General features: G+C 43.8%; 33 protein-coding genes. 24 read left to right on the top strand and 9 right to left on the bottom strand.

Annotation, left to right across the window (positions count from 1 at the left end):
* Nucleotides 1-24 precede the first annotated feature (24 nt).
* From P2A85_RS29335 to P2A85_RS29285, 11 genes are all read left to right on the top strand, one after another.
* Nucleotides 25-360 (top strand): hypothetical protein, encoded by a 336-nt coding sequence (locus tag P2A85_RS29335; protein ID WP_377481842.1) that lies wholly within the window; start codon nt 25-27, stop codon nt 358-360.
* Nucleotides 329-916, top strand: a complete 588-nt coding sequence (locus P2A85_RS29330; protein WP_377481839.1) for a hypothetical protein — start codon at nt 329-331, stop codon at nt 914-916. The genes P2A85_RS29335 and P2A85_RS29330 overlap by 32 nt, the downstream gene beginning before the upstream one ends.
* A gap of 181 nt (nt 917-1,097) precedes the next feature.
* Nucleotides 1,098-1,235 (top strand): hypothetical protein, encoded by a 138-nt coding sequence (locus P2A85_RS29325; RefSeq protein WP_377481836.1) that lies wholly within the window; start codon nt 1,098-1,100, stop codon nt 1,233-1,235.
* Between the two features lie 57 nt (nt 1,236-1,292).
* Nucleotides 1,293-1,499, top strand: a complete 207-nt coding sequence (locus P2A85_RS29320; RefSeq protein WP_377481833.1) for a hypothetical protein — start codon at nt 1,293-1,295, stop codon at nt 1,497-1,499.
* Nucleotides 1,499-1,702: a hypothetical protein gene (locus tag P2A85_RS29315; protein WP_377481831.1), complete on the top strand. Its 204-nt coding sequence runs from the start codon at nt 1,499-1,501 to the stop codon at nt 1,700-1,702. The genes P2A85_RS29320 and P2A85_RS29315 overlap by 1 nt, the downstream gene beginning before the upstream one ends.
* On the top strand, nt 1,696-2,049 hold the full coding sequence (locus tag P2A85_RS29310) for a hypothetical protein (protein ID WP_377481828.1): 354 nt from the start codon (nt 1,696-1,698) through the stop codon (nt 2,047-2,049). The genes P2A85_RS29315 and P2A85_RS29310 overlap by 7 nt, the downstream gene beginning before the upstream one ends.
* A gap of 88 nt (nt 2,050-2,137) precedes the next feature.
* Complete coding sequence (locus P2A85_RS29305) at nt 2,138-2,905, top strand: hypothetical protein (RefSeq protein ID WP_377481825.1); 768 nt, start codon at nt 2,138-2,140, stop codon at nt 2,903-2,905.
* A 2-nt stretch (nt 2,906-2,907) separates the two neighbouring features.
* A complete protein-coding gene (locus P2A85_RS29300) occupies nt 2,908-3,381 on the top strand; it encodes a hypothetical protein (RefSeq protein ID WP_377481822.1) in 474 nt (157 codons plus the stop codon).
* Nucleotides 3,300-5,216, top strand: coding sequence for a hypothetical protein (locus tag P2A85_RS29295; RefSeq protein WP_377482228.1), 1,917 nt, complete (start codon nt 3,300-3,302; stop codon nt 5,214-5,216). The genes P2A85_RS29300 and P2A85_RS29295 overlap by 82 nt, the downstream gene beginning before the upstream one ends.
* A gap of 122 nt (nt 5,217-5,338) precedes the next feature.
* Nucleotides 5,339-5,752 carry a hypothetical protein gene (locus P2A85_RS29290; protein ID WP_377482226.1) on the top strand — a complete coding sequence of 138 codons (414 nt, stop codon included), beginning with the start codon at nt 5,339-5,341 and terminating at the stop codon, nt 5,750-5,752.
* A gap of 8 nt (nt 5,753-5,760) precedes the next feature.
* Entirely contained in the window at nt 5,761-6,618 is an 858-nt protein-coding gene (locus P2A85_RS29285) for a 3'-5' exonuclease (RefSeq protein WP_377482223.1), read from the top strand.
* On the opposite strand, the gene P2A85_RS29280 is transcribed toward P2A85_RS29285, so the two are convergent.
* From P2A85_RS29280 to P2A85_RS29260, 5 genes are read right to left on the bottom strand one after another with little or no spacing between them, the layout of a single operon-like run.
* Entirely contained in the window at nt 6,581-6,931 is a 351-nt protein-coding gene (locus P2A85_RS29280) for an HNH endonuclease (protein ID WP_377482220.1), read from the bottom strand. The two genes, P2A85_RS29285 and P2A85_RS29280, sit on opposite strands and share 38 nt — an antisense overlap.
* A gap of 50 nt (nt 6,932-6,981) precedes the next feature.
* A complete protein-coding gene (locus P2A85_RS29275) occupies nt 6,982-7,446 on the bottom strand; it encodes a DUF5049 domain-containing protein (RefSeq protein WP_377482217.1) in 465 nt (154 codons plus the stop codon).
* A 17-nt stretch (nt 7,447-7,463) separates the two neighbouring features.
* On the bottom strand, nt 7,464-7,691 hold the full coding sequence (locus tag P2A85_RS29270; RefSeq protein ID WP_377482214.1) for a hypothetical protein: 228 nt from the start codon (nt 7,689-7,691) through the stop codon (nt 7,464-7,466).
* A gap of 8 nt (nt 7,692-7,699) precedes the next feature.
* Nucleotides 7,700-7,897 carry a hypothetical protein gene (locus tag P2A85_RS29265; RefSeq protein WP_377482211.1) on the bottom strand — a complete coding sequence of 66 codons (198 nt, stop codon included), beginning with the start codon at nt 7,895-7,897 and terminating at the stop codon, nt 7,700-7,702.
* 15 nt (nt 7,898-7,912) lie between these two features.
* Nucleotides 7,913-8,953, bottom strand: a complete 1,041-nt coding sequence (locus P2A85_RS29260; protein WP_377482207.1) for a hypothetical protein — start codon at nt 8,951-8,953, stop codon at nt 7,913-7,915.
* A 38-nt stretch (nt 8,954-8,991) separates the two neighbouring features.
* Here P2A85_RS29260 and P2A85_RS29255 point away from each other — a divergent pair, with 38 nt between their 5' ends.
* From P2A85_RS29255 to P2A85_RS29235, 5 genes are all read left to right on the top strand, one after another.
* Nucleotides 8,992-9,120: a hypothetical protein gene (locus tag P2A85_RS29255; protein ID WP_377482205.1), complete on the top strand. Its 129-nt coding sequence runs from the start codon at nt 8,992-8,994 to the stop codon at nt 9,118-9,120.
* Nucleotides 9,074-9,355 (top strand): hypothetical protein, encoded by a 282-nt coding sequence (locus tag P2A85_RS29250; RefSeq protein ID WP_377482202.1) that lies wholly within the window; start codon nt 9,074-9,076, stop codon nt 9,353-9,355. The genes P2A85_RS29255 and P2A85_RS29250 overlap by 47 nt, the downstream gene beginning before the upstream one ends.
* 185 nt (nt 9,356-9,540) lie before the next feature.
* A complete protein-coding gene (locus P2A85_RS29245) occupies nt 9,541-9,771 on the top strand; it encodes a hypothetical protein (protein WP_377482199.1) in 231 nt (76 codons plus the stop codon).
* A 70-nt stretch (nt 9,772-9,841) separates the two neighbouring features.
* On the top strand, nt 9,842-10,180 hold the full coding sequence (locus P2A85_RS29240; protein WP_377482196.1) for a hypothetical protein: 339 nt from the start codon (nt 9,842-9,844) through the stop codon (nt 10,178-10,180).
* A complete protein-coding gene (locus P2A85_RS29235; protein ID WP_377482193.1) occupies nt 10,135-10,602 on the top strand; it encodes a hypothetical protein in 468 nt (155 codons plus the stop codon). The genes P2A85_RS29240 and P2A85_RS29235 overlap by 46 nt, the downstream gene beginning before the upstream one ends.
* An 8-nt stretch (nt 10,603-10,610) precedes the next feature.
* Here P2A85_RS29235 and P2A85_RS29230 read toward each other — a convergent pair whose 3' ends face one another.
* Entirely contained in the window at nt 10,611-10,814 is a 204-nt protein-coding gene (locus P2A85_RS29230) for a hypothetical protein (protein ID WP_377482190.1), read from the bottom strand.
* A 117-nt stretch (nt 10,815-10,931) separates the two neighbouring features.
* Between P2A85_RS29230 and P2A85_RS29225 the strand changes: the two genes are divergently transcribed.
* From P2A85_RS29225 to P2A85_RS29215, 3 genes are all read left to right on the top strand, one after another.
* Nucleotides 10,932-11,141 carry a hypothetical protein gene (locus P2A85_RS29225; protein WP_377482187.1) on the top strand — a complete coding sequence of 70 codons (210 nt, stop codon included), beginning with the start codon at nt 10,932-10,934 and terminating at the stop codon, nt 11,139-11,141.
* A gap of 177 nt (nt 11,142-11,318) precedes the next feature.
* Nucleotides 11,319-11,708: a hypothetical protein gene (locus P2A85_RS29220; RefSeq protein WP_377482184.1), complete on the top strand. Its 390-nt coding sequence runs from the start codon at nt 11,319-11,321 to the stop codon at nt 11,706-11,708.
* A complete protein-coding gene (locus tag P2A85_RS29215) occupies nt 11,686-12,180 on the top strand; it encodes an HD domain-containing protein (RefSeq protein WP_377482182.1) in 495 nt (164 codons plus the stop codon). The genes P2A85_RS29220 and P2A85_RS29215 overlap by 23 nt, the downstream gene beginning before the upstream one ends.
* A 10-nt stretch (nt 12,181-12,190) precedes the next feature.
* Here P2A85_RS29215 and P2A85_RS29210 read toward each other — a convergent pair whose 3' ends face one another.
* Nucleotides 12,191-12,484: a hypothetical protein gene (locus tag P2A85_RS29210; RefSeq protein WP_377482179.1), complete on the bottom strand. Its 294-nt coding sequence runs from the start codon at nt 12,482-12,484 to the stop codon at nt 12,191-12,193.
* Between the two features lie 179 nt (nt 12,485-12,663).
* Between P2A85_RS29210 and P2A85_RS29205 the strand changes: the two genes are divergently transcribed.
* Nucleotides 12,664-12,945, top strand: a complete 282-nt coding sequence (locus P2A85_RS29205; protein ID WP_377482177.1) for a hypothetical protein — start codon at nt 12,664-12,666, stop codon at nt 12,943-12,945.
* 99 nt (nt 12,946-13,044) lie between these two features.
* Here the strand turns inward: P2A85_RS29205 and P2A85_RS29200 are convergent, their stop codons facing one another.
* Nucleotides 13,045-13,239, bottom strand: a complete 195-nt coding sequence (locus P2A85_RS29200; RefSeq protein WP_377482237.1) for a replication restart DNA helicase PriA — start codon at nt 13,237-13,239, stop codon at nt 13,045-13,047.
* Nucleotides 13,240-13,716: 477 nt separating this feature from the next.
* Here P2A85_RS29200 and P2A85_RS29195 point away from each other — a divergent pair, with 477 nt between their 5' ends.
* Nucleotides 13,717-16,053, top strand: a complete 2,337-nt coding sequence (locus P2A85_RS29195) for an NACHT domain-containing protein (protein WP_377482174.1) — start codon at nt 13,717-13,719, stop codon at nt 16,051-16,053.
* Nucleotides 16,054-16,126: 73 nt separating this feature from the next.
* Here P2A85_RS29195 and P2A85_RS29190 read toward each other — a convergent pair whose 3' ends face one another.
* On the bottom strand, nt 16,127-16,354 hold the full coding sequence (locus tag P2A85_RS29190) for a hypothetical protein (protein WP_377482172.1): 228 nt from the start codon (nt 16,352-16,354) through the stop codon (nt 16,127-16,129).
* 53 nt (nt 16,355-16,407) lie between these two features.
* Between P2A85_RS29190 and P2A85_RS29185 the strand changes: the two genes are divergently transcribed.
* The 3 genes from P2A85_RS29185 to P2A85_RS29175 all read left to right on the top strand — a co-directional run bounded on the left by P2A85_RS29185 (nt 16,408) and on the right by P2A85_RS29175 (nt 18,232).
* Nucleotides 16,408-16,731, top strand: coding sequence for a hypothetical protein (locus P2A85_RS29185; protein WP_377482169.1), 324 nt, complete (start codon nt 16,408-16,410; stop codon nt 16,729-16,731).
* Between the two features lie 144 nt (nt 16,732-16,875).
* On the top strand, nt 16,876-17,325 hold the full coding sequence (locus P2A85_RS29180) for a hypothetical protein (protein ID WP_377482166.1): 450 nt from the start codon (nt 16,876-16,878) through the stop codon (nt 17,323-17,325).
* Between the two features lies 1 nt (nt 17,326).
* A complete protein-coding gene (locus tag P2A85_RS29175; protein ID WP_377482163.1) occupies nt 17,327-18,232 on the top strand; it encodes a hypothetical protein in 906 nt (301 codons plus the stop codon).
* Nucleotides 18,233-18,251: the final 19 nt, after the last annotated feature.

Genomic DNA, 18,251 nt, shown 5'->3' with positions numbered 1-18,251 from the left:
GAATTAGCTTGCGACAAAAAACAAATGCACAAGCGTAGAAAAACCGTAACAGTGCGAGTTACGGATACCGAAGGAAAAAAGACTTGGTGGCTCAGATCGGAACTCAAACAGTTGTTAGGTCGATCGCGCCCGATGTCGGAGGCTACATTCAAGCGGAGACTGCGGCTACTTGAGGACTATTGCCCGGAAAGCGAACACAGGTTGTATACCCGCAAGTTTCCCGATTTCACGAAATGGGCATTACTGACGATCGAGTCTTGGCTTGTCGAATGCGACTACGATTTGGCAAAAGTTGAGAGAAAACTAGAAAACGAAGGACTTCCAACAGATGAGTATTTCACGGACGCAGTTGAAAAATGATTTAGGTCTGGTCAAGGTTGCGGACATTACCTCAGTTCGCAAAGCGTTGGGTCAGCCAGAATGGAAAAACTCTCAAATTTCTGAATTTGATGCACATGAAATTCGCGAATATTATCGGTTAATTCGAGATGGCATTTCCACTTCTGAAGCGCTCTTGCAGATTGCTGTAGAAAGGAACGGGCGATCGGAATTCTGCGATGAAATCGATCCAGAAGCTCTGGAAGCTAGTGATGCGAGTCGAGATTGCGAAGAAGAAAAGGATGGAATTTTGCAGGTGGCGCAAGCTGTAGCCCAAGAAGGAGCAGCGGGAATGTTCGAGCTCTCTGATGCCGTCTCTGATGTGATGATAGATGGCTTCAAACTTGGGCTGACTGCACATATGGCAGCAAAGATGTCCGATTTAGCTGGTAACATCCGGGACAATTTCAAGCCTTTAACGGAGGCAATACGAGCCACGAATCTGGATTTGCGATCGGTAAACCTGCCAACGGTGAAAGAAGTCCCAAAGCTGCAACAGTCCAAGAAGCAGCGGCAGATTTTACCGGGACTTTGGTAGCAGGTTGTCAGGAGCTAGGCGCGGCTCTAGCTTTGCAACAAGGTCAGAGGGAAAAGGTATTGCTGAATGTTATCTTTTTCCTGAGCTTGCAACTGGGGAGTAAACCCAAACAACCTGAGATTGTACTGCCCCAAAATCACATCTATATCGAAGAAACAATTGCACTGATGAGGTTTATCTGATGGTAGAAAGTTTTGGATTTATTGGGATGTATTTAGTCGTACCTGAATTGATATGTGGTGGGTGGTTAAGTTGGTGGCAATTCCCCAGAAAGCGAAGTGGCAGTATTGGTGGGAGGATGCCTGTGAAAATTAGATAAATTCTAGCAACAGTCACACAACGAGATTTTATTAAATGAAACTTTGAGGTAACAATTATGTCCGATAAAATCTCTGTAATCTTTGCATCATTCCTATTCTCAGCCCTTCCAGTGATGCTGATTTACGTTGTTAACTCTGTCTATCACGATGGCTACAAACAAGGCATCAAAGATTCTCCAGCTACTGTGGTTGAGGGTAATCAAAACATCGACAATAGTACGCACAATCACTATCAATTTTCACCATCACTGGGTAATAAATAATGGATGAAGAAATAGAATTCAAGTTCCCCGAATGTCAGTACATCGCCAACGGTCTAGACCCAAAGACTGCCCAAAAGCTGGGAGATACTTACCGTGTGGGAAATTTCATTGAACCGATTGGGAATGAAATAGTTGACCGCATCAGTAATCGACTCAATCAAATCCAACACGACAAAGCAGACCAAGTGAAAAACAAATGCTGAATCAATTACTCAATTTATTGCCCACAAATATCCTGAACCAGATTCAAGACGTTACTTTCGCTGAACTCAAAAAACGAGGTGAAATTATTGATGTAGTTGACCTGTATGACCAAACTAAAGGGAAATGCTTTTACTATTACCATCTGACCATAAAGATTGTTGTTGAACCAGATTTTTCAGCTTGGTATGTGTATGACGGAGACAATGATCCAATCGAAATTGGTAGCAACCTAACCGAAACAGAAGCTCTAAAATCGGCTCAACAATGGGCTGATTGGTATTTGTCTGGTGCATGGATTGAACAAGTAGTTGAAGGTGCAGTAAATAGTGAGAAAAATAATGTTTGATAAGTTATTCCACACTGTTGTTGAGTATCTCGACATTAATCTTTGATTGTTTTGACTAATTCGGAGTATTAATAAAAGGAGAAAAACCATGAGCCAAATTGTTAAATACACAGGCGGTGGAGCCATCGCTCCAGCCCTAGTTGGAAAAGTCAAAGCATTTGATAGCGCACCTGAAATGTTGACTTCCTTTCAGGGATACTATGGCTTCGACCCATCAGCCTTTGCCGGGATGTCCGAAGAAGAATTGGGCGCATTCGTAGATTCGGTTGAAGAAATCAAGTTTCTGATTGACAACCTCGACAAGTTAGAAAAACACGTCAATGACTATATTGAAGGTGTTATCAAATACAACGAGTTTGTAGCCCGATGCGTCAAAGCTGGTGCTAAGGGCATGGAGAAGATCGATCGAGCTACTCTTGACGTATTCTTGGCATGGAAAGGTTGGCAAGCCAATACTAAAAAGCTAGCCAAAGATTCGGATATTGGTGTCAGACTTCTCGACCAAGAAGTTATCGACTACAGTGATTTAGCAGAATACGATCTTCAGATTTCTCTTCAAATCGTGGCTAACAGATTAGTCCGCCAAAAAGAGGCGCTATCCCAAAAACCTGACAAAGAAGCAGCAAACTTGGCGGAGCGACAAGCAGCTCAAGAGGCAAAAAGTGAAGAGAGAAATAGGATAAAAGACTTGTTCGCTTACGGTACTCGCGGGAAATATGGTTTGTCATCATCTACTAGCAAACAATTAAGTCCTGCCAATAACACGACCAATAACACGACCAATAACGCTACCAATCAAAGCGGTTGGCTAAAGAAATGGGGCGGTGGAGCCTTTGACTTTTTCTCAGGGAAATAGCCATGCAGTTGCCACCATTTCTCATTCCCAAACCTCAAAATCCGACCGTTGCTCCACCATTGCTGCAACTGGCAGAAGTAGAAGAATCAGACCAATTCAGGTTTCTCAAAAACTTAAATAGTCTCTGCGGTCAAGGATTCTGGTTTGCAGTTGGGCTATCCATCGCTCACATTTCCAGGATTGTCGGTGCTCCTGTAATGCTGGTCGCAGTGGTTTTAGCAGCCGGGTTTCTGTTCGTAGTAAAACCGAAAAATCCGACACCTTACTTGCTGTCGATGCGTCGGATTAGCGGGTTGGTGGTGATTGTCGGAACTATTGCGGCATTTTGGGATGTTGCGTGGCTCTTAGCAAATATGCCTTTAAGTCTAGGCTTAGGCTTTGGAGTAATTCCGTTATGGCAGTTTGCTGTGATTGTTGGTTTATCGGTAGCTCTGCTTTTGTCGATCGCATTGGTGCGGAGGAGGTGGCCCAAATGAAAAGTGCGATCGCTACTTTGATTGTGGGTATTGGATGTACTGGATTTAGTTTATTCGGCTACTTCGATTTGCACACCAGCTACTGCAATTCTGCTACAAATCCTTGTACGCCTGTTGTGGTATCGGGTTCAAAGTATCCCAAGAATGCCAAGTTTGTTCGGTTATACAAAGGTTGGGGGTTGTTGCGTACAACATCCGGTGCAATTGCTGCAATGAGCTTTGGTGCAGCCTATTTTGCAGCCAGTGCAGCATCGGTAAAGCAGAGGAAGATCGATGAAGCTGCTGTCTTTGATGAAGCTCGGCAGAAGCAATTAGAAGCCACTACCAGCGAGATTTTGGATAGCGAAGAAATCCAGAAAACAGCGATTGCCTCTGACTTGAGAGTCAAGGACTTCAAACGCGAACTCTATGACGGCTACAACACGCTTTATTTAGAGAAGAACCCCGAACTGTTGGATGCTTTGACAACCCCTAAATCTTTGCCAGTAGAAGTTGAATCAAAGTTCCAGGAATTTGAAGATGCTCAAGTCGAACAAAACGCAGCACCCGCACCAAACAGCAATCAATTATTGGGCGTAGAACTGCCAATTACCCCAGATTTAGGAGTGCAATTCTTTGATTGGAACCAGTTTAGGGATACTCCTGAGATGTTTCCTCACTTGAGAGGAGTTGCGCCCACAAACGGTGGAAAAACCACGCTCTTTGATTGGCTGATGGATGTGATGCCCTCCGATAAAAAGCTAGTAATCACCATCAAACGGAAACCGCATCAATGGACTGGATTGGATGTAATTGGAGTTCCCGAAGATTACGATGCTATCCGTAGCGCTTTGTCAAGTTTGCAGTCTGAAAGAATCAATCGTACTGCATTGATGGCGAAGGGAATTGATTCCCCCATTTGGAATGTGGGCATTGATGAATGGAGAGTGATTAGCAAGAATATCAAAGCGATTGTCGATCGCAAAACCAAGCAAATCATATCGCCTTCTGCCAAACAGATTATGGGTGATATGATTACTCTCGCCCGCGAACTCGGCATCCGCATCTTTGCTTTGGCTCAGGGGCGACAGGTGGTAACGTGGGGATTGGAGGATGAGAGCGATTTAGCAGAGTGTTTTTGCAGCATTTATATGGGTAGATTCGCCCTAGAAGAATGTGAAAAGTATCGCAACAAATATCCCAAGGATTCGGAACAATACGCCAAGTATCAGCAAGTACGAGATTATTTGGAATCGCTGGGGAATCGGGCTGCATGGATTAGCTGCGAGCTTGGTGAATTCCCGGCTGTTGTACCCGATTTGAGTCAGTGGAAGCGAGAGGTTCTAAAAAAGCCAATTGAGCCAACTACTGACACGAATAAAGAGAATGCGGGAATTCGCCAAACAAGCGAAACTGATGACCCGCAACAACTTTGGGAACTAGCCAAACAGCGTCTTGAAGAGACTTTTAAGTCATCAGAAATTGCTGAAACAGGGGAGCATTCAGAGCGGGATACGCAAGAACCTGACGTATCCGTACCGCACCCCCAACAGGATGAACGGATACCTCTAGAACCCTTGCCAGATAAAGAGTACCCGATTCGAGATGGCGCGTCTCTTGTATCCAGGTACTTCTCTGAAACAACGGAATCGGCTCTTTTTGAGCAGGTATTAGCGTATATGGATACGAGCCGCAATGCCTCTGATATAATTAAAAATGTCCTGAAATGCACCAAACCAGATAAGGATTCGCCGCGTTCGTATTCAAGCGTCGGCAAGCCCGTATTTATTTACTTGATTCGGAAATACGGAACGGCTGCTTTGATTGCACATTTTGCAGATTTCTTGGATAGGTAAAAATATGAGTAATTTTGGCAATTCCCAAACAACAACAGCGAGACTAAGAGATAAACTCAGCAAATTTACTATAATAGAAATGTCTGTTTTTAAATCATGACCCTGGATATATCTGAATCATCATGTTGTACGAGCTGCCACAACTTCGGGGTGAAATCAGAAACATCAAGCCAATTACCAACAAATTTAATTCGACAATTTGGACTTGTCAGATATTCCTGAGCGAGCGCTTGGTTTACGATGGCGAACTTTCGGCTGTGACGACACAAACAGAAGCTATTGAGGCTGCATTGCGACTAGCAAAACGTATCAAGAAAGAAGCAATGCTTGCGATTGAGTTACAAGCTGTTGGTGATGAACTATATGTTAAGTGGGTTGATTTAGAGCCAAATATTGACGGTTATAATGGATACTATGCAATTTTTCACAAAGGAGTCCAGCAGTTTGCCGTAAAAGCTGGTGAATCGCAGTCGCCAGATGTTGTGTTGGCTAAACTCGAAACGCTTAAATTAAGGCGCGCTCGTTTAAAAGTTTAACGATTCTTATGGAACCAACCAAATACAGTTGGTGGGGCGAATCCAACGAGCCGCCACCGCACCTGAAAACTAAAAAGCAACTGGGTGAACTGGGTTTATCGCCTCTGAAACCTTCAGGCGTTATCGAAATGCGAAAATACGACGTGTTCCTCTACGATATCCACAATCCTGAATCCTGCCGACCCAAGAGAAAGCCATCTCCCCAACAATTGGAAATTCTTGCCGCCAACCGCCTCAAAGCCCAAATCAAACGGGATTATCAAGAGTGGTATCGAGAAGTAGGTTTCATAGAAAGAGATAGGGTAAGAGCGGTGAAGTGGGCTCGCGAACAGCTTCTTGCACCAGATGAATGGTTGATTTTGGATACTGAGACTACCGACCTCGACAATGCCGAGATTGTGGAAATTGCAATTATTAATCCGTTGGGAGAACCGCTGCTCAATACACTCGTCAGACCTGCGATTTCTATTCCCGCAGAAGCAACGGAAATTCACGGGATAACGGATGAAAATGTAAAGGATGCACCGACTTTTCCAGAGATTTACCCTTCCCTTGCGGAAGTTTTGGAAGATAAACAAGTGTTAATCTACAATTCTGCCTTTGATATTAAAATTTTAAATGACTGCTGCAAATTGCACGGCTTGCCAATTTTAAATTTACAGCAACGCTCCGAATGCCTTATGGAATGGGCGGCACAGTGGAAGGGACATTGGAGCAATTATTATAAAAATTATAGGTATTTCCCTCTCAACGGCGGACACCGAGCATTAGGAGATTGCATAGCAGCCCTCCAATTAATTAAGAAGATGGCAGCGGATGCGGATCAAATCAATTGCCCCGTCCCCCTTCCTCAGAAAAATTCATGATATCCCAATCCACCGCATCATCAGGGAACAGCGACAACTGCCCCGGCGATACGTTGGACTGACCGCGATTGTGATACGAAAGGTGACACGCGGTACACAGAGCGATTAAGTTTTCAGGGCGGTTGTCCTCCGGTATCCGGTTGCGGTGGTGTACCGCCAAAGTTAAGGCACACCGTTCAGATTTGGTTAAGCCGGTTTGTTTGCCGGGTCGGAGGCATTGTTGATGGCACTTTGCACAACGCCAAAGCGCACTTTCTTTTACCGAGAGCGCGATTTCTTGCCAATTATTGGGATATCTTTTGGGTTTTGCCATAGCTCAATTCTCACAAGGCGATCGCTTTTGTTGCCACCACTTAGAAGCCATTAATTTGATAGCGCTGCAAATCCCCTGATTATTCCATCGTAGTAAGTTTCCGGGTTAGCTTCAATCCACAGGGCTGTTTCGAGGTATTCCAAAGCGGAGGCTTGAGCTCGAACTATTTGTACGTCGAACATATTGATTGTTGCCAAAGCTCGAACCGCATCAATGCCTTCGAGAATGCGTTCCGGTATTTCGATAGGTTCCTCTGACTCAAACGAACTGGGCAACTTTTCTGGCACACCGAGATATTCCTTTACTCGCACTTGAAAGTTAGCCTCAGCTTCCCCTAAATCGGTGAAGTAGCGACCGTAATAAAATCCCCCATCTTGCAGGTTGAAAAAGTGCGTTACCCATTCTTCATCCTTGCGCCATTCTCTGAGAGTAATGCGACCGGGGGCTTGACCGTCATCACCGGGAATGGGATGCGATTTTAGTATGCTTTGTTGACTTTGGTTTTGAGCGTTCATGGATAATTTGTTTGAAGTTAATTCGGAGAGCTTGCAGGCGATCGCTCTGCCAACCAAGGAAGGTTTTTCCACTCATCAATAGTGAATCCTGGACTGGCTTCTTGAGGGAAACGGTCGGTCATGATTTGCAAAGCATCTTGCGCTGTTTCGGCTCGGATGTAATAGCCATTTCTAGCGCCCTGGTCAGAGCGGCCGTCGCAGGGGTGGGCGTAGGGCTCGTTGCGGGTGCATCGGTATTCTTTCATCTGATTGGTTAAGCGGGAGGCTTGATAAATTGCAAAAGTTCATTTCCAGGTTGTCCAATCGGGTTATAGCCAATGGGCAGCCAAAAGTAATCAGAAGCCCAATAATCGCCGTCGAAATCTTTGAGCCACCAGTCGTCATCTACACCGCCCAAACAAATCTTTTCTACATTAAAGTAAAGCTTGATTCGTTGAAATTTATTAGCCATCGGTTAAACCATCAATCAAAAAGCTGGGGGATACTCAAAAGCAGGTTGCCAGTTACTATTAATTAGCCTACCAGTTTTTGCTGTATTGTAGTTGCCTGTCAAACAAGAACGCCGGTGAGGTTTAGACTTGCCTGTTTGCAGCTTTATGGTTTCTCCTAAAGGATGGTGGCTGTCGATAAAAAACTCGTTGCGCTTGTGCAACCTCTCTAGAAACCGCTGGTGCGGCAGTCGGTCGAACTTACCGCCGCTACCTCGATTGCAGGTAACGCAAGCTAGCACCAAATTCCACACGCCGTCAACGGATTGAGCAATCTCCTTTCTGATCGCGTAGGGGAAAAAGTGATCCACATCCGTCAAATCTCCCGCTCCGCTAACAATCGAAATCTCCCCGAAACAATAGAAACACTTGCCCTTTTGGTAGCCGTTGAGAGCGCTGCGGCACGAAGTGATGTTGGTGCGGCGGTTGCTTTGAGTAAATAGCAAACTTTCCTCAGCATCGTAACTCACAGCAATCAGGTTGCGGGAGATGCCGAGTTCCCACGCCGTTTCGACTAAGCGCCACCTCGACTCAATCTCAGCCGGTAAGTTCTGGGCTTGATTGCCTTCTAAGAGCCGAAACAACTCATCGGTCAGGGCGATCGCTTTTGCCCTAGAACCCAGGCGCTCGTTCGTGAAAAAACGTGCAGGAATAGCGGATGAGTTGAGGTTGTGGAATTTCTTGAGCACCACCTTTAGCCCTTCCTTCGCCGTAATTCCCATCAACTGGTCGTAACTAATCTCCTCTCGGTTGTATTGGCGGCAAGCTTCCAGAAAAGGATAGGGAACTTTAGTTTGCACAGATTGGCTGTCACACAGGCGTAGGTGTTCCAAAGTGTGCCGCGCATAAGGCTCTGCTAACTCATCCAACGCAATCAGGGTTTTGCCGAACGGTACTAGCTCCAACAGCGACTGGGCGAGCGCGAACTTGTAGGAAGCAGCGTTTACACCGAACAATATGATACCGCGCCAATACTCATCCAGTGAGGGCGCATCTCCCAAAAAATCTTGTACTGGCACTCTTGACAGTTGTTCGTAAACGAACTAAAATAGCGAGGATGTTGTCATTCAAAGCGATCGCTCTTTCCGGTCAAAGTCAGCAGCGATCGCCAGTACCCAAAGCAAAGTTCGGATACAAGTATGAAAGCACAGATTTACGTGAACAGGCACATCACTGCCGCCAATAAAAAAGCTAGCAAGCTGAGGAAAGTCTTGGTGGACGAGCGGGCTATCAGCATCAATACTTACCTGGGGTCGGTCTATGCCAAACGGGTTGAGTTCACCAGCGGCTGCGTGTTGATTCAGGATGCGAGCAAAGCTCGGTGTTCGGGGGCAACGATTTGGATAGAAGCTGCATTTGAGAGTTTGGTGATAGATGGGGAGGCAGCAGACAGAGCGATGTTCGACAAGGGGAAAAGATGACAGTTAGAGAGTTCATCGAAGCGTTAATCGACAGTTTTATCACCAGCAAGATATTAGGTTTAACAGGAGGGCGAGTATGCTTAAAGGTAAAGAATACACGAGAAAGAACGTTGGTAAGAACAAACTTCCAATCACTTAACACACAACAGACCCCGATAATAATTAACTCCAGGAGTAGTGCAATCATGTACCTAAAAACTTACCCGCTCCGCTTTGCAGGCAAACAGTGGCATTTAACCAAACCCGAATTCGCGCACGTTATACAGCTCAAAAAAAAGCACCCCGACACTTGGGAGGAATTAGCGATCGAAGAGATGGAGAGACGCAGGCTAGGCGATCCTTTTAGCCATTTGTCAGAGGAATCAATTACTCTCGAAGAAGTTATAACTGGTCAACCCCCCCGAATTTTAGGGTGATCGAGATGATTCCTTATCTAAAGCTTGGTTGCTGCCAGAAAGCAATTCAATCAAAAACTCAACAAAGATTATGTTTGTAGCTCAATCCATTAGACAACCCGAACAATTTTACTATGCCAATACTTTGGCTAGTGCTAAACGTTGGAAAACCCGCAGGGGTGCTGACAATGCCGTCGCTCAATATCCCAACAGTTACGTGGTAATCGCAGAAGCGGAACTAGGTTCATTAGAACACCAATCCCTGTTTCTGATAGCTCGTACCCAAGTAGAAAAAGCAGCAGAACAAGCTTATAGAAACCACAGTTCAGAGGCGTTCTCTGCCACAAAGCCCGACTCCCATTATGAAGAACGAGCGACACTTGCTTGGGAACGCTACCAGCAGCACAGGTTGCAGGAGGCTGGGAGTTGAGCTTGTACGCCATCAGGTTCAAAAAGGATAGCAAAGTGCGCTATGCCACCGAAACGCAGGGAAACCCTGAGTACAACGCCATTGATTCGGCTACTTTGGAAGGAGCAAAGACTTGGAAAACGGAACGGGGTGCTCGAAAGTATCTCCTCTCTCATGTTTTGGTGGGACGGCAGGGTGAAAGAATCCAAGCCCGGTGGACTGAGATCGAAGTTGTGGAAATCTCCCCGCAGCAACAATGGCATACTAAGAATTCAGGCGTTATCAAAGAAGCCAAAGCTAAGTACGACAGCAAGCGCCCCGTGTTCTCGTTTCGCCCCAAGCCTGAGATTTTAGAGTGGTTAGAGAAGGAACGCTGCGAGGGTGAAACCGATGCCGAGTTGCTCAACCGGAAGTTGGGAAAGTTGATGAAGTTGGAACAATAATCGAAGTGTCAGCTTTGTTCCTTGGCTTCACTGGCCCTCAGTTCCATCAATAATTGATACTTACCAATCAAATTATTGACTTTAGAGCTATCGATATTGGTGTGGGAGCCGACTGCATCACCTTGTTGCACCCTGCGGGCAATTATCTGCAAACTTTCTTCTAATTCTTGAATTTCTGACAGCAATGTTGCTTTAACTATTTCCACGTTCATAGATAACCTCACCTCTGAAAACTCTAATGCCTGCTATTTTCATTGTATAATAGAATTGGTTGGCGCTGATAAAGTTAGTTTCTTCTGCATGAGTTTATCTTAAAGAGCCTGTCATTTATGGACGAACTAAACATCAAGAAACAGCTTAAAATAGAAATGAATGCTGCCTATAAAGCTTTCACAAAGAATCCGAGTGCTATCAATTATGTCAAGCTAGAAAGAGCCATGCTCAAATACCAAATAAATGTACGACAAAAACCGGGAACATTACGCAGCAGGCGGATAGCAACATCGCACCAAACAGCAAATACAGCATCGACTCAATAAGTTAGCCCAACCTTAATTATTAGAATGAACCCTGAAGAGTTTACCCAGACAGCAGAGCCGGGTAGTTTTATTACCCTAGATTCAGGGGATTTGATATTCTGTACCCGCACTCCCTCACTTTCTCAATCGATAAAATAGCAATAACTGTTATCCAACCCGAAAAAAGGAGATCAAGAAATGACCAATTACATCAATCAAAACGGTTTAGACGAGCTAACGCAAGAGTTTTTATCCAGTTTTCCTTCTAACACGCATATGAGTTGGAGCGAGTGGTTTGAGAAAGCCGAAGCCTATGGGTTGGATGAGAATGAGATTGCTGAATTAGAGAAATACCTTGAGGTAAGTGGGCAGCTAACCTCTCCTGTGAGATTCGCGGGTCGGCAATGGTGGCTGACTAAAAAGGAGATCGGGCACATCGAAGTGATTAAACAGTATTTCGGTGTCAATTGGGAATCTGAAGTTCTAAATAGAATGCAATCTAGAGACTTGGGTGACATAAAGAAAGATTGGCAGTTAAAAGAAAGGAAGAAAAATAGTAAATATTATGAGCATCCCAAATCAAGCTAGAGAATTTGCAATCGCCAAACACGCTAACCAAAAATACGGCGATCGTCCCTACTCGTACCATTTAGCTCAAGTATCTCAAGTGCTTGCAGAATTCGGGTATGTAGCAGATGAAGCGATTGCAGCAGCAGGATGGCTCCACGATACGCTTGAAGACACAGAAACTGCGTATGAGGTGTTGGTGTCAGAGTTTGGAAAAGAGACGGCTGATATTGTATTTGCTGTAACCAGTGAACCAGGGGAGAATAGAGTCGATCGCTTTCGCAAGACTGCCTTAAAAATCCAGTCCAACAAAAAAGCTTTAGCGGTAAAACTTGCCGATAGAATCGCTAACACCGAAGCTAGCCTTCAAAGCAATCCCAAGCTCTATAAGATGTACCTCAAAGAGTTTCCCGTATTCAAAGAACTGCTGTACAATCCCCAGGATGTGGAGCTAATGCCGATGTGGAACCGTCTCATAGAATTGTGCAGTTAATTGATGCAGCTTATTCTCCAGACTCTCTTGATTCCCAAAGCAACTCTACAATTAGTTGAAAATCTTGAGCGTTTGGTGTATACCCGCAAGCTACTTCCCAAGCCTCGGTTAAAGCTGCCCATTCCTCTGGAGTCTCAGGTTTTTGGCGCACCAGGGTGAGGAAATTGGTTTTGATGCGGGCTTCTGCTGCATCCACCCCAAACCTGACCAGTTGCATTTCAAACGATGGATCGCTGCTGTTGGCGAGGATGTCGGCATAGTCCGTGTCCAGTAAATTGATTGGTTCGAGCGGCCAGTCAGTCATTTGATGTGTTTCACATTTTTAGTGCCTATCTCATCATTATTTCACGCTTGTGAAAGTTAAGAGCAAGCACCAAGATAACAACACGATCGCAAAAGCTTCAAAAGACAGTCATTTCGCAGACAATATTTTAGTTCTGGGGCTGGATAATGAAAATATGCCATCCAATAATTCTAAAACCCATGAATCAACTAACCCCCAAACATTACTCCAACATCGAAATCAGCATTACCCAAGAACGCCTGCGCCAAGCTCGTTGTAGCTTTAATGTTGCCTTAACTGCGACCTCAATATTAGCCTGTATTGGTTTTATAGGTGCAGGACTTCTACTACTCGGAAAAGTTTCAGAGGGTACTGTTACCGCATTGGGAAGTGCTGTTAGCTGTGTGGGTTGTCTGCGCCTTGCCAAAGATGCAAACGATCGGCTCGATAAGATAGCGCAGGAAATAATGGATGATGAATGATGGCAAGAAACTGATGCGGAAGGAGCGAAGGTGGCAATCACCACTCGCTCCAAGCACTTTTCGCTATATTTACAGACATCGCCATTCATATTGATATTCTTACTTCAAACGATGCGGATATATGCCCGGCGCATAAGCTTCTATGACTCGTCCTGAAGTTGTGTCGGCAACCATTAAATAGTCGCACTTATCGCATTCAGTTCGAGTTACGTTGCTGCTGAAAATATAGTGGCGTTCGGCATGGTTTCCGCAGTTGGGGCAGCGAATAATTTGCACTTGTGATTCTTGATTCATTTTCAATAACTCGCTAGGTATGGACGCAGCTCGATGTTGAAGCGCAGCTAAAGTTTGTGTAACGCTCATAGATAATTCCTCAGCTCTGGGAATATTGTTAGATTCGATAACTTCATTTTTACCTACAACAGACGGGGTTTTTGACGGCGAAGTGACTGAGTTTGTTTTACTTTTGTCTGACTTGTTTCTCAAATAGCTCTTAATCTCAGATTGGTACTGCTACACGCTACACGTTATTGGCTGATGCGGTCATATCGAAATAGCAATCAGCTATTTACCCAAGTCCGTACTCTTTTACCAGCAATCCCAATAAAATGTTATCAAATATACTAATCGAGTCTGACGGGTGCTCGGGTTTAGCCTGAGAAGTGATTGGGAATGCCTGACTTGTGATTCATTTTGGTGGGTAACAGAAAAAGTTGTTATCATAAAAAAAACTTTGTTAGGGTTTGAGCTATGTCATCAAGATCGCTTAGAATGTCATCACGATCGCTTAGAGTTGCCTCAGAGTATATTAATGAAGTTAAATTGGCTCTCAGACGAAATCGGTTTCACAGCCAACAGGCATTAGCTACAAATATGGGAGTTTGCAGAACTACCATTAATAGTTTTTTTAATGGCAGATCGGTAGATTTTCAGTATTTTGTTGATATTTGTGACAGGTTGGGGAAGGATTGGCAAGTAATCGCTTACCCAGAAGGCAATTCGGTTGTAGAAACTAACCAATCTTCTCAGCCCCAAGAACAATCAGAACAGGAAATTAGCATAGATATCGATGTTTTGGTGCAAAAGGTGCGCGAAAAAGTAAATCAAATCATTCAAGATCGCTACGGCGAGATGCGGGCGTTAGATATGACTAAACCGATCTGGTTGAAGGACATTTACACTAACGTTAATATTTTAGAGAAAATTCCAGGACGGCGGCGCAAAGAAATTGCAGAATTCCAGCAGGAGTGTAAATTGGAAGATTTTGAGCGTTTTGGACTGGGCAGAATCACAGAAGAACGAGTACCAGGATTGAACGCGGTCGAGAAATATACTAAGTTAATTATCTTGGGCAAGCCAGGTGCGGGTAAAACCACGTTTTTGAAGTATGTAGCAATTCAGTGTAATGGAGGTGAGTTTCAAGCTGAGTTCGTGCCAATTTTTGTTACGCTCAAAGACTTTGCTGAAACCCAAAATAAACCCAGTTTACTGGAATATATCATTCAGCAATTATCCTGCTGTGAGGTAACTAATACTGAAATTGCTTATGTACTCAACAAAGGCAAGGCGTTAGTATTACTGGATGGATTAGATGAAGTTAAAGAAGAGGACAGCAGTTATGTCCTCAAAGAAATTCGTAATTTTTCAGATGTGTTTAGTAAAAATCACTTTGTTATGACCTGTCGCATTGCGGCCAAAGAATATACATTTGATAAATTTACCGAGGTGGAAATCGCTGATTTCGATGACGAACAAATTTATACATTTGCTCAAAACTGGTTTAAGAATAAAGATGTAAAACCGGAAACTTTTCTCAACCGTCTTGAAGACAAGAACCGTATCAAACAACTAGCTACTAATCCTTTGTTACTCTTACTTCTATGTTTGGCATTTGAAGAGTCAGGTGATTTTCCGGTTAGTCGATCTGAGCTTTACAAAGATGGATTAGATGCGCTGCTCAAAAAATGGGATGCCAAGCGCGGAATCTATCGAGATCAAGTTTATAAAAATCTCACACCAAAACGCAAGAAGTATCTTCTCAGAAAAATTGCTCTAACTACATTTGATAATGGTGACTATTTTTTTAAGCAAAAGGTAGTCGGGCGATATATCAAGGATTATCTTCTTAACTTACCCGGCGTCAATACTGATGAAGAAGCCTTGCAACTGGACAGCGAAGCTATTTTGCGTTCAATTGAAGCTCAACACGGGTTACTGATAGAACGAGCAAAGGGTATTTATTCATTTTCCCATCTAACATTTCACGAGTATTTTACAGCTCGCGAGATTGTTTTGGGGGCACAACCATTAGAAGAAGCACTGCCAAAATTAGTCAGTCATATCACTGAGAAACATTGGCGAGAAGTATTTTTGTTGGCCGTTGAAATTTCCCCAAGTGCAGACCGTTTGTTACTGTTAATGAAAAACAAAGTAGATCGACTTTTAGCTGCTGATGAGAAGTTGCAGGAGTTCCTGACATGGGTAAGCAAGGAATCGCATTCACTAAACCTTCCCTGTAAATATAAATCTGCGGCAGTACGAGCTTTTTATCTTGATATTGATATAGACCTCGATCCAGATCGTACATTAGGTGGTGTTCTTGATTTGCCTTTTACTCGTCTTTTTAGTTGTGTTAGTCTTTTAGCCCGTGCTTTGAAACTAGATATTAGCTCAGTCCTGCAGGATTATGATTTTGAGCCTAGTTTAAACCATACTCTTGAACCTCCGCTTGCTATTGCTCTTGAGCGCGTTCTTGCTATCGATCACTACCTTAAATTTAATCTCGACCCAGAGCCTGAATTGAAACAAGCACTACAACAACTGAAAGAACAATTACCTGAGCGAGACCGTGACGAGAAAATATTAAGAGATTGGTGGAAAGCTAACGGTCAAGCTTGGGCAGATCGAGTAAAAAAAGTAATAGTTTCATATAAGAGTTTAGGTAAAATTTGGAATTTTACCGCACAACAAAAACAATTACTTAAACAGTATTATGATGCCAATTTATTGCTGGTTCTTTGCTTAAATAGCGATTGCGATCTTAGCCGTAATGTTCGTTCTCAAATAACAGATAATTTGTTGTTACCTATGGCTGAAATTAAACAATAAAAATCAGAAGAGGGAGTTTTTCACAAAGTGCTTCGTGCTTCGCATTCTTTCCACTATCCAAACGATTTGTAAACTATTTTTTTTTTAATAACTTTGTTCCTTGCGATGCGGAGAATCGGGCAACAATCACACCATCCGGTACGCATAGCCGGCCCTGAATTACAACTGCGACAACTGCCAGAAATACTGCACCAGTAACAGAGTCAGGGCGATCGCACCCAGCCACCGCCCCCCTGGTTTTTTGAGTTTGTGACTCCAGGGCTGACCGTCGTTGACTGGGAAACTTGAGAGCTGCGGTCACATAATCGTTGTTAAGCTTGCTAGATTGGGGGAGTAGTTGAAAAAATCAACCCTATGGATTTCATCACTTTCTTGCAAAATATCAACAGCAACATCCTCAGCAGCATCGCTATCTTCTTGAATTTGGTGCTGTTCGTTCAACTGATAGTCGCTTGTGGACATGGAATCTACCGGGGTTGGACGATCGGTGAAGCAACTGTGGGCAAAATATTGTTACTAACAACAATCGCTGCAATCATGTTTCGCTTGTGGCAATCGTGGCCGCATGAGTTTGCGGTGTTAAGTGTGTGGCCTCAAGGGGCGTTTTGGGTGTTTGTTGGGGGATTAGTCGGCTGCACTTCCAAGTGGGGTGTCGAGCGAGCGTTTTTGCGTAGCTGATAATTTAAGGGTACCGCTGCGGGGGATTGTCCTCCACCCGGCTGCGGGTGGAAGGATGACTCGGTGCAATCGGAAGGTTTGAGGCGATTTGCTTGGCAGATGCTTTCGGAATAAATGTCAGCGCAACTGTAGGTGTAAAGTAATATGGCTGATGTATCTTTTCAAATAACGGTTCCGAGCGATAATGATGGATTTATTACGCTTCAATGTCCCTTTTGTGATGACAGATTCAAACTGACAGTAGAAGACTTTCAAAGGGAAGATATCATCGAAATATTTTGTCCATACTGCGGACTGCGACACCAACACAGCCAGTTTTTAAGAGATGAGGTTATCGAACAAGCCCAAATTATTGCTAGCAACTATGCAAAGTCGTTACTCAATCAGTGGGTGAAAGATTTAGAGAAAAGTACCAAAAGAAATAAGTTTGTGAATTTCAAAGCTGGTAAACTACCAAAACTAGAAACCGAAAAGATATTATTTGAGCAAGAAGAACTAGAGACAACTACACTTGTTTGCTGTCTAGTAACTGTTAAGACTCGACCTCTAAATAAGGTAATTGGTGTTTACTGCCCCTGTTGTGGAGTGAAATGAAATGGAGATAGATATTAAAATCAGTAAGAACGAACTCAGAAAAATATCGTCTGAATTTAGAATGTATGCAAACCGGCTTATGCAAACGACACCTGACGCAGGAATGAACAACCTTAAAAGATTTGTGAACTTTATCGACAAAAACTTAGTCATTAGTGATTTTTTAAGAAATAACCATAGCATATCTGATATTCAACCTATATGCTTTGATTCATTAAAAACAGAATATAAAGTTCCTGATGAATCGCAGGAGGATGAGATAAGTTTTACCCATCAACTACTTCAGTATGGATTGCAAAAGTTTTATAACAACGACGACGGCTACTTGCAGTTAGCTTTTGTTACAAGAGATTATTTGGGCTGCAACAAGCATAAAGAGGTAATAGATAAATTTAACCACACTATAGTTAAGCCATTTATTTATTATATTGAAAATTACCTAACCGACTTGCAGACTGATTTGGGAGACGGTGAAGATGCCAAGTTAATTTTTCATGTTTACGGCAATAATTATGGAGATAATTTAGGAGCAATCATGAATGAAATGAATATCGATCAAAGCAAATCTTCAATAGGCGTTGGAGTCAATCATGGAGAAATCAATACAGAGAAGTTAGCTGGAACTATCAACGAAGCCGAGAAACAAAATCTAGTCGAGGCAGCCGCAGAGATTCGCCAACTCCTGGAGCAACTGTCTCAAACCAACCCTCCCCGTACCACAGCAGAAAAGATGGCAGTAGCAGCAGAAGCTATCAACCGCATAGAGAGCGACCCAACTTGGAAACAGCGAGCCATCAATGCTGCTAAGGGAGGGGGTCTGGCCGCCTTTGAAAAAGCCATCGACAACCCAGCCGGTGCTTTTGTTGTCGGGGCCATTCAAGGTTGGCAGGAAGCTGAGGCTCAGTAGGAACCTCACCGATCGCCAG

This window comes from Microcoleus anatoxicus (assembly GCF_042465725.1).
Lineage (GTDB): Bacteria > Cyanobacteriota > Cyanobacteriia > Cyanobacteriales > Microcoleaceae > Microcoleus > Microcoleus anatoxicus.
This window is presented reverse-complemented; position numbering and strand designations above follow the sequence as displayed.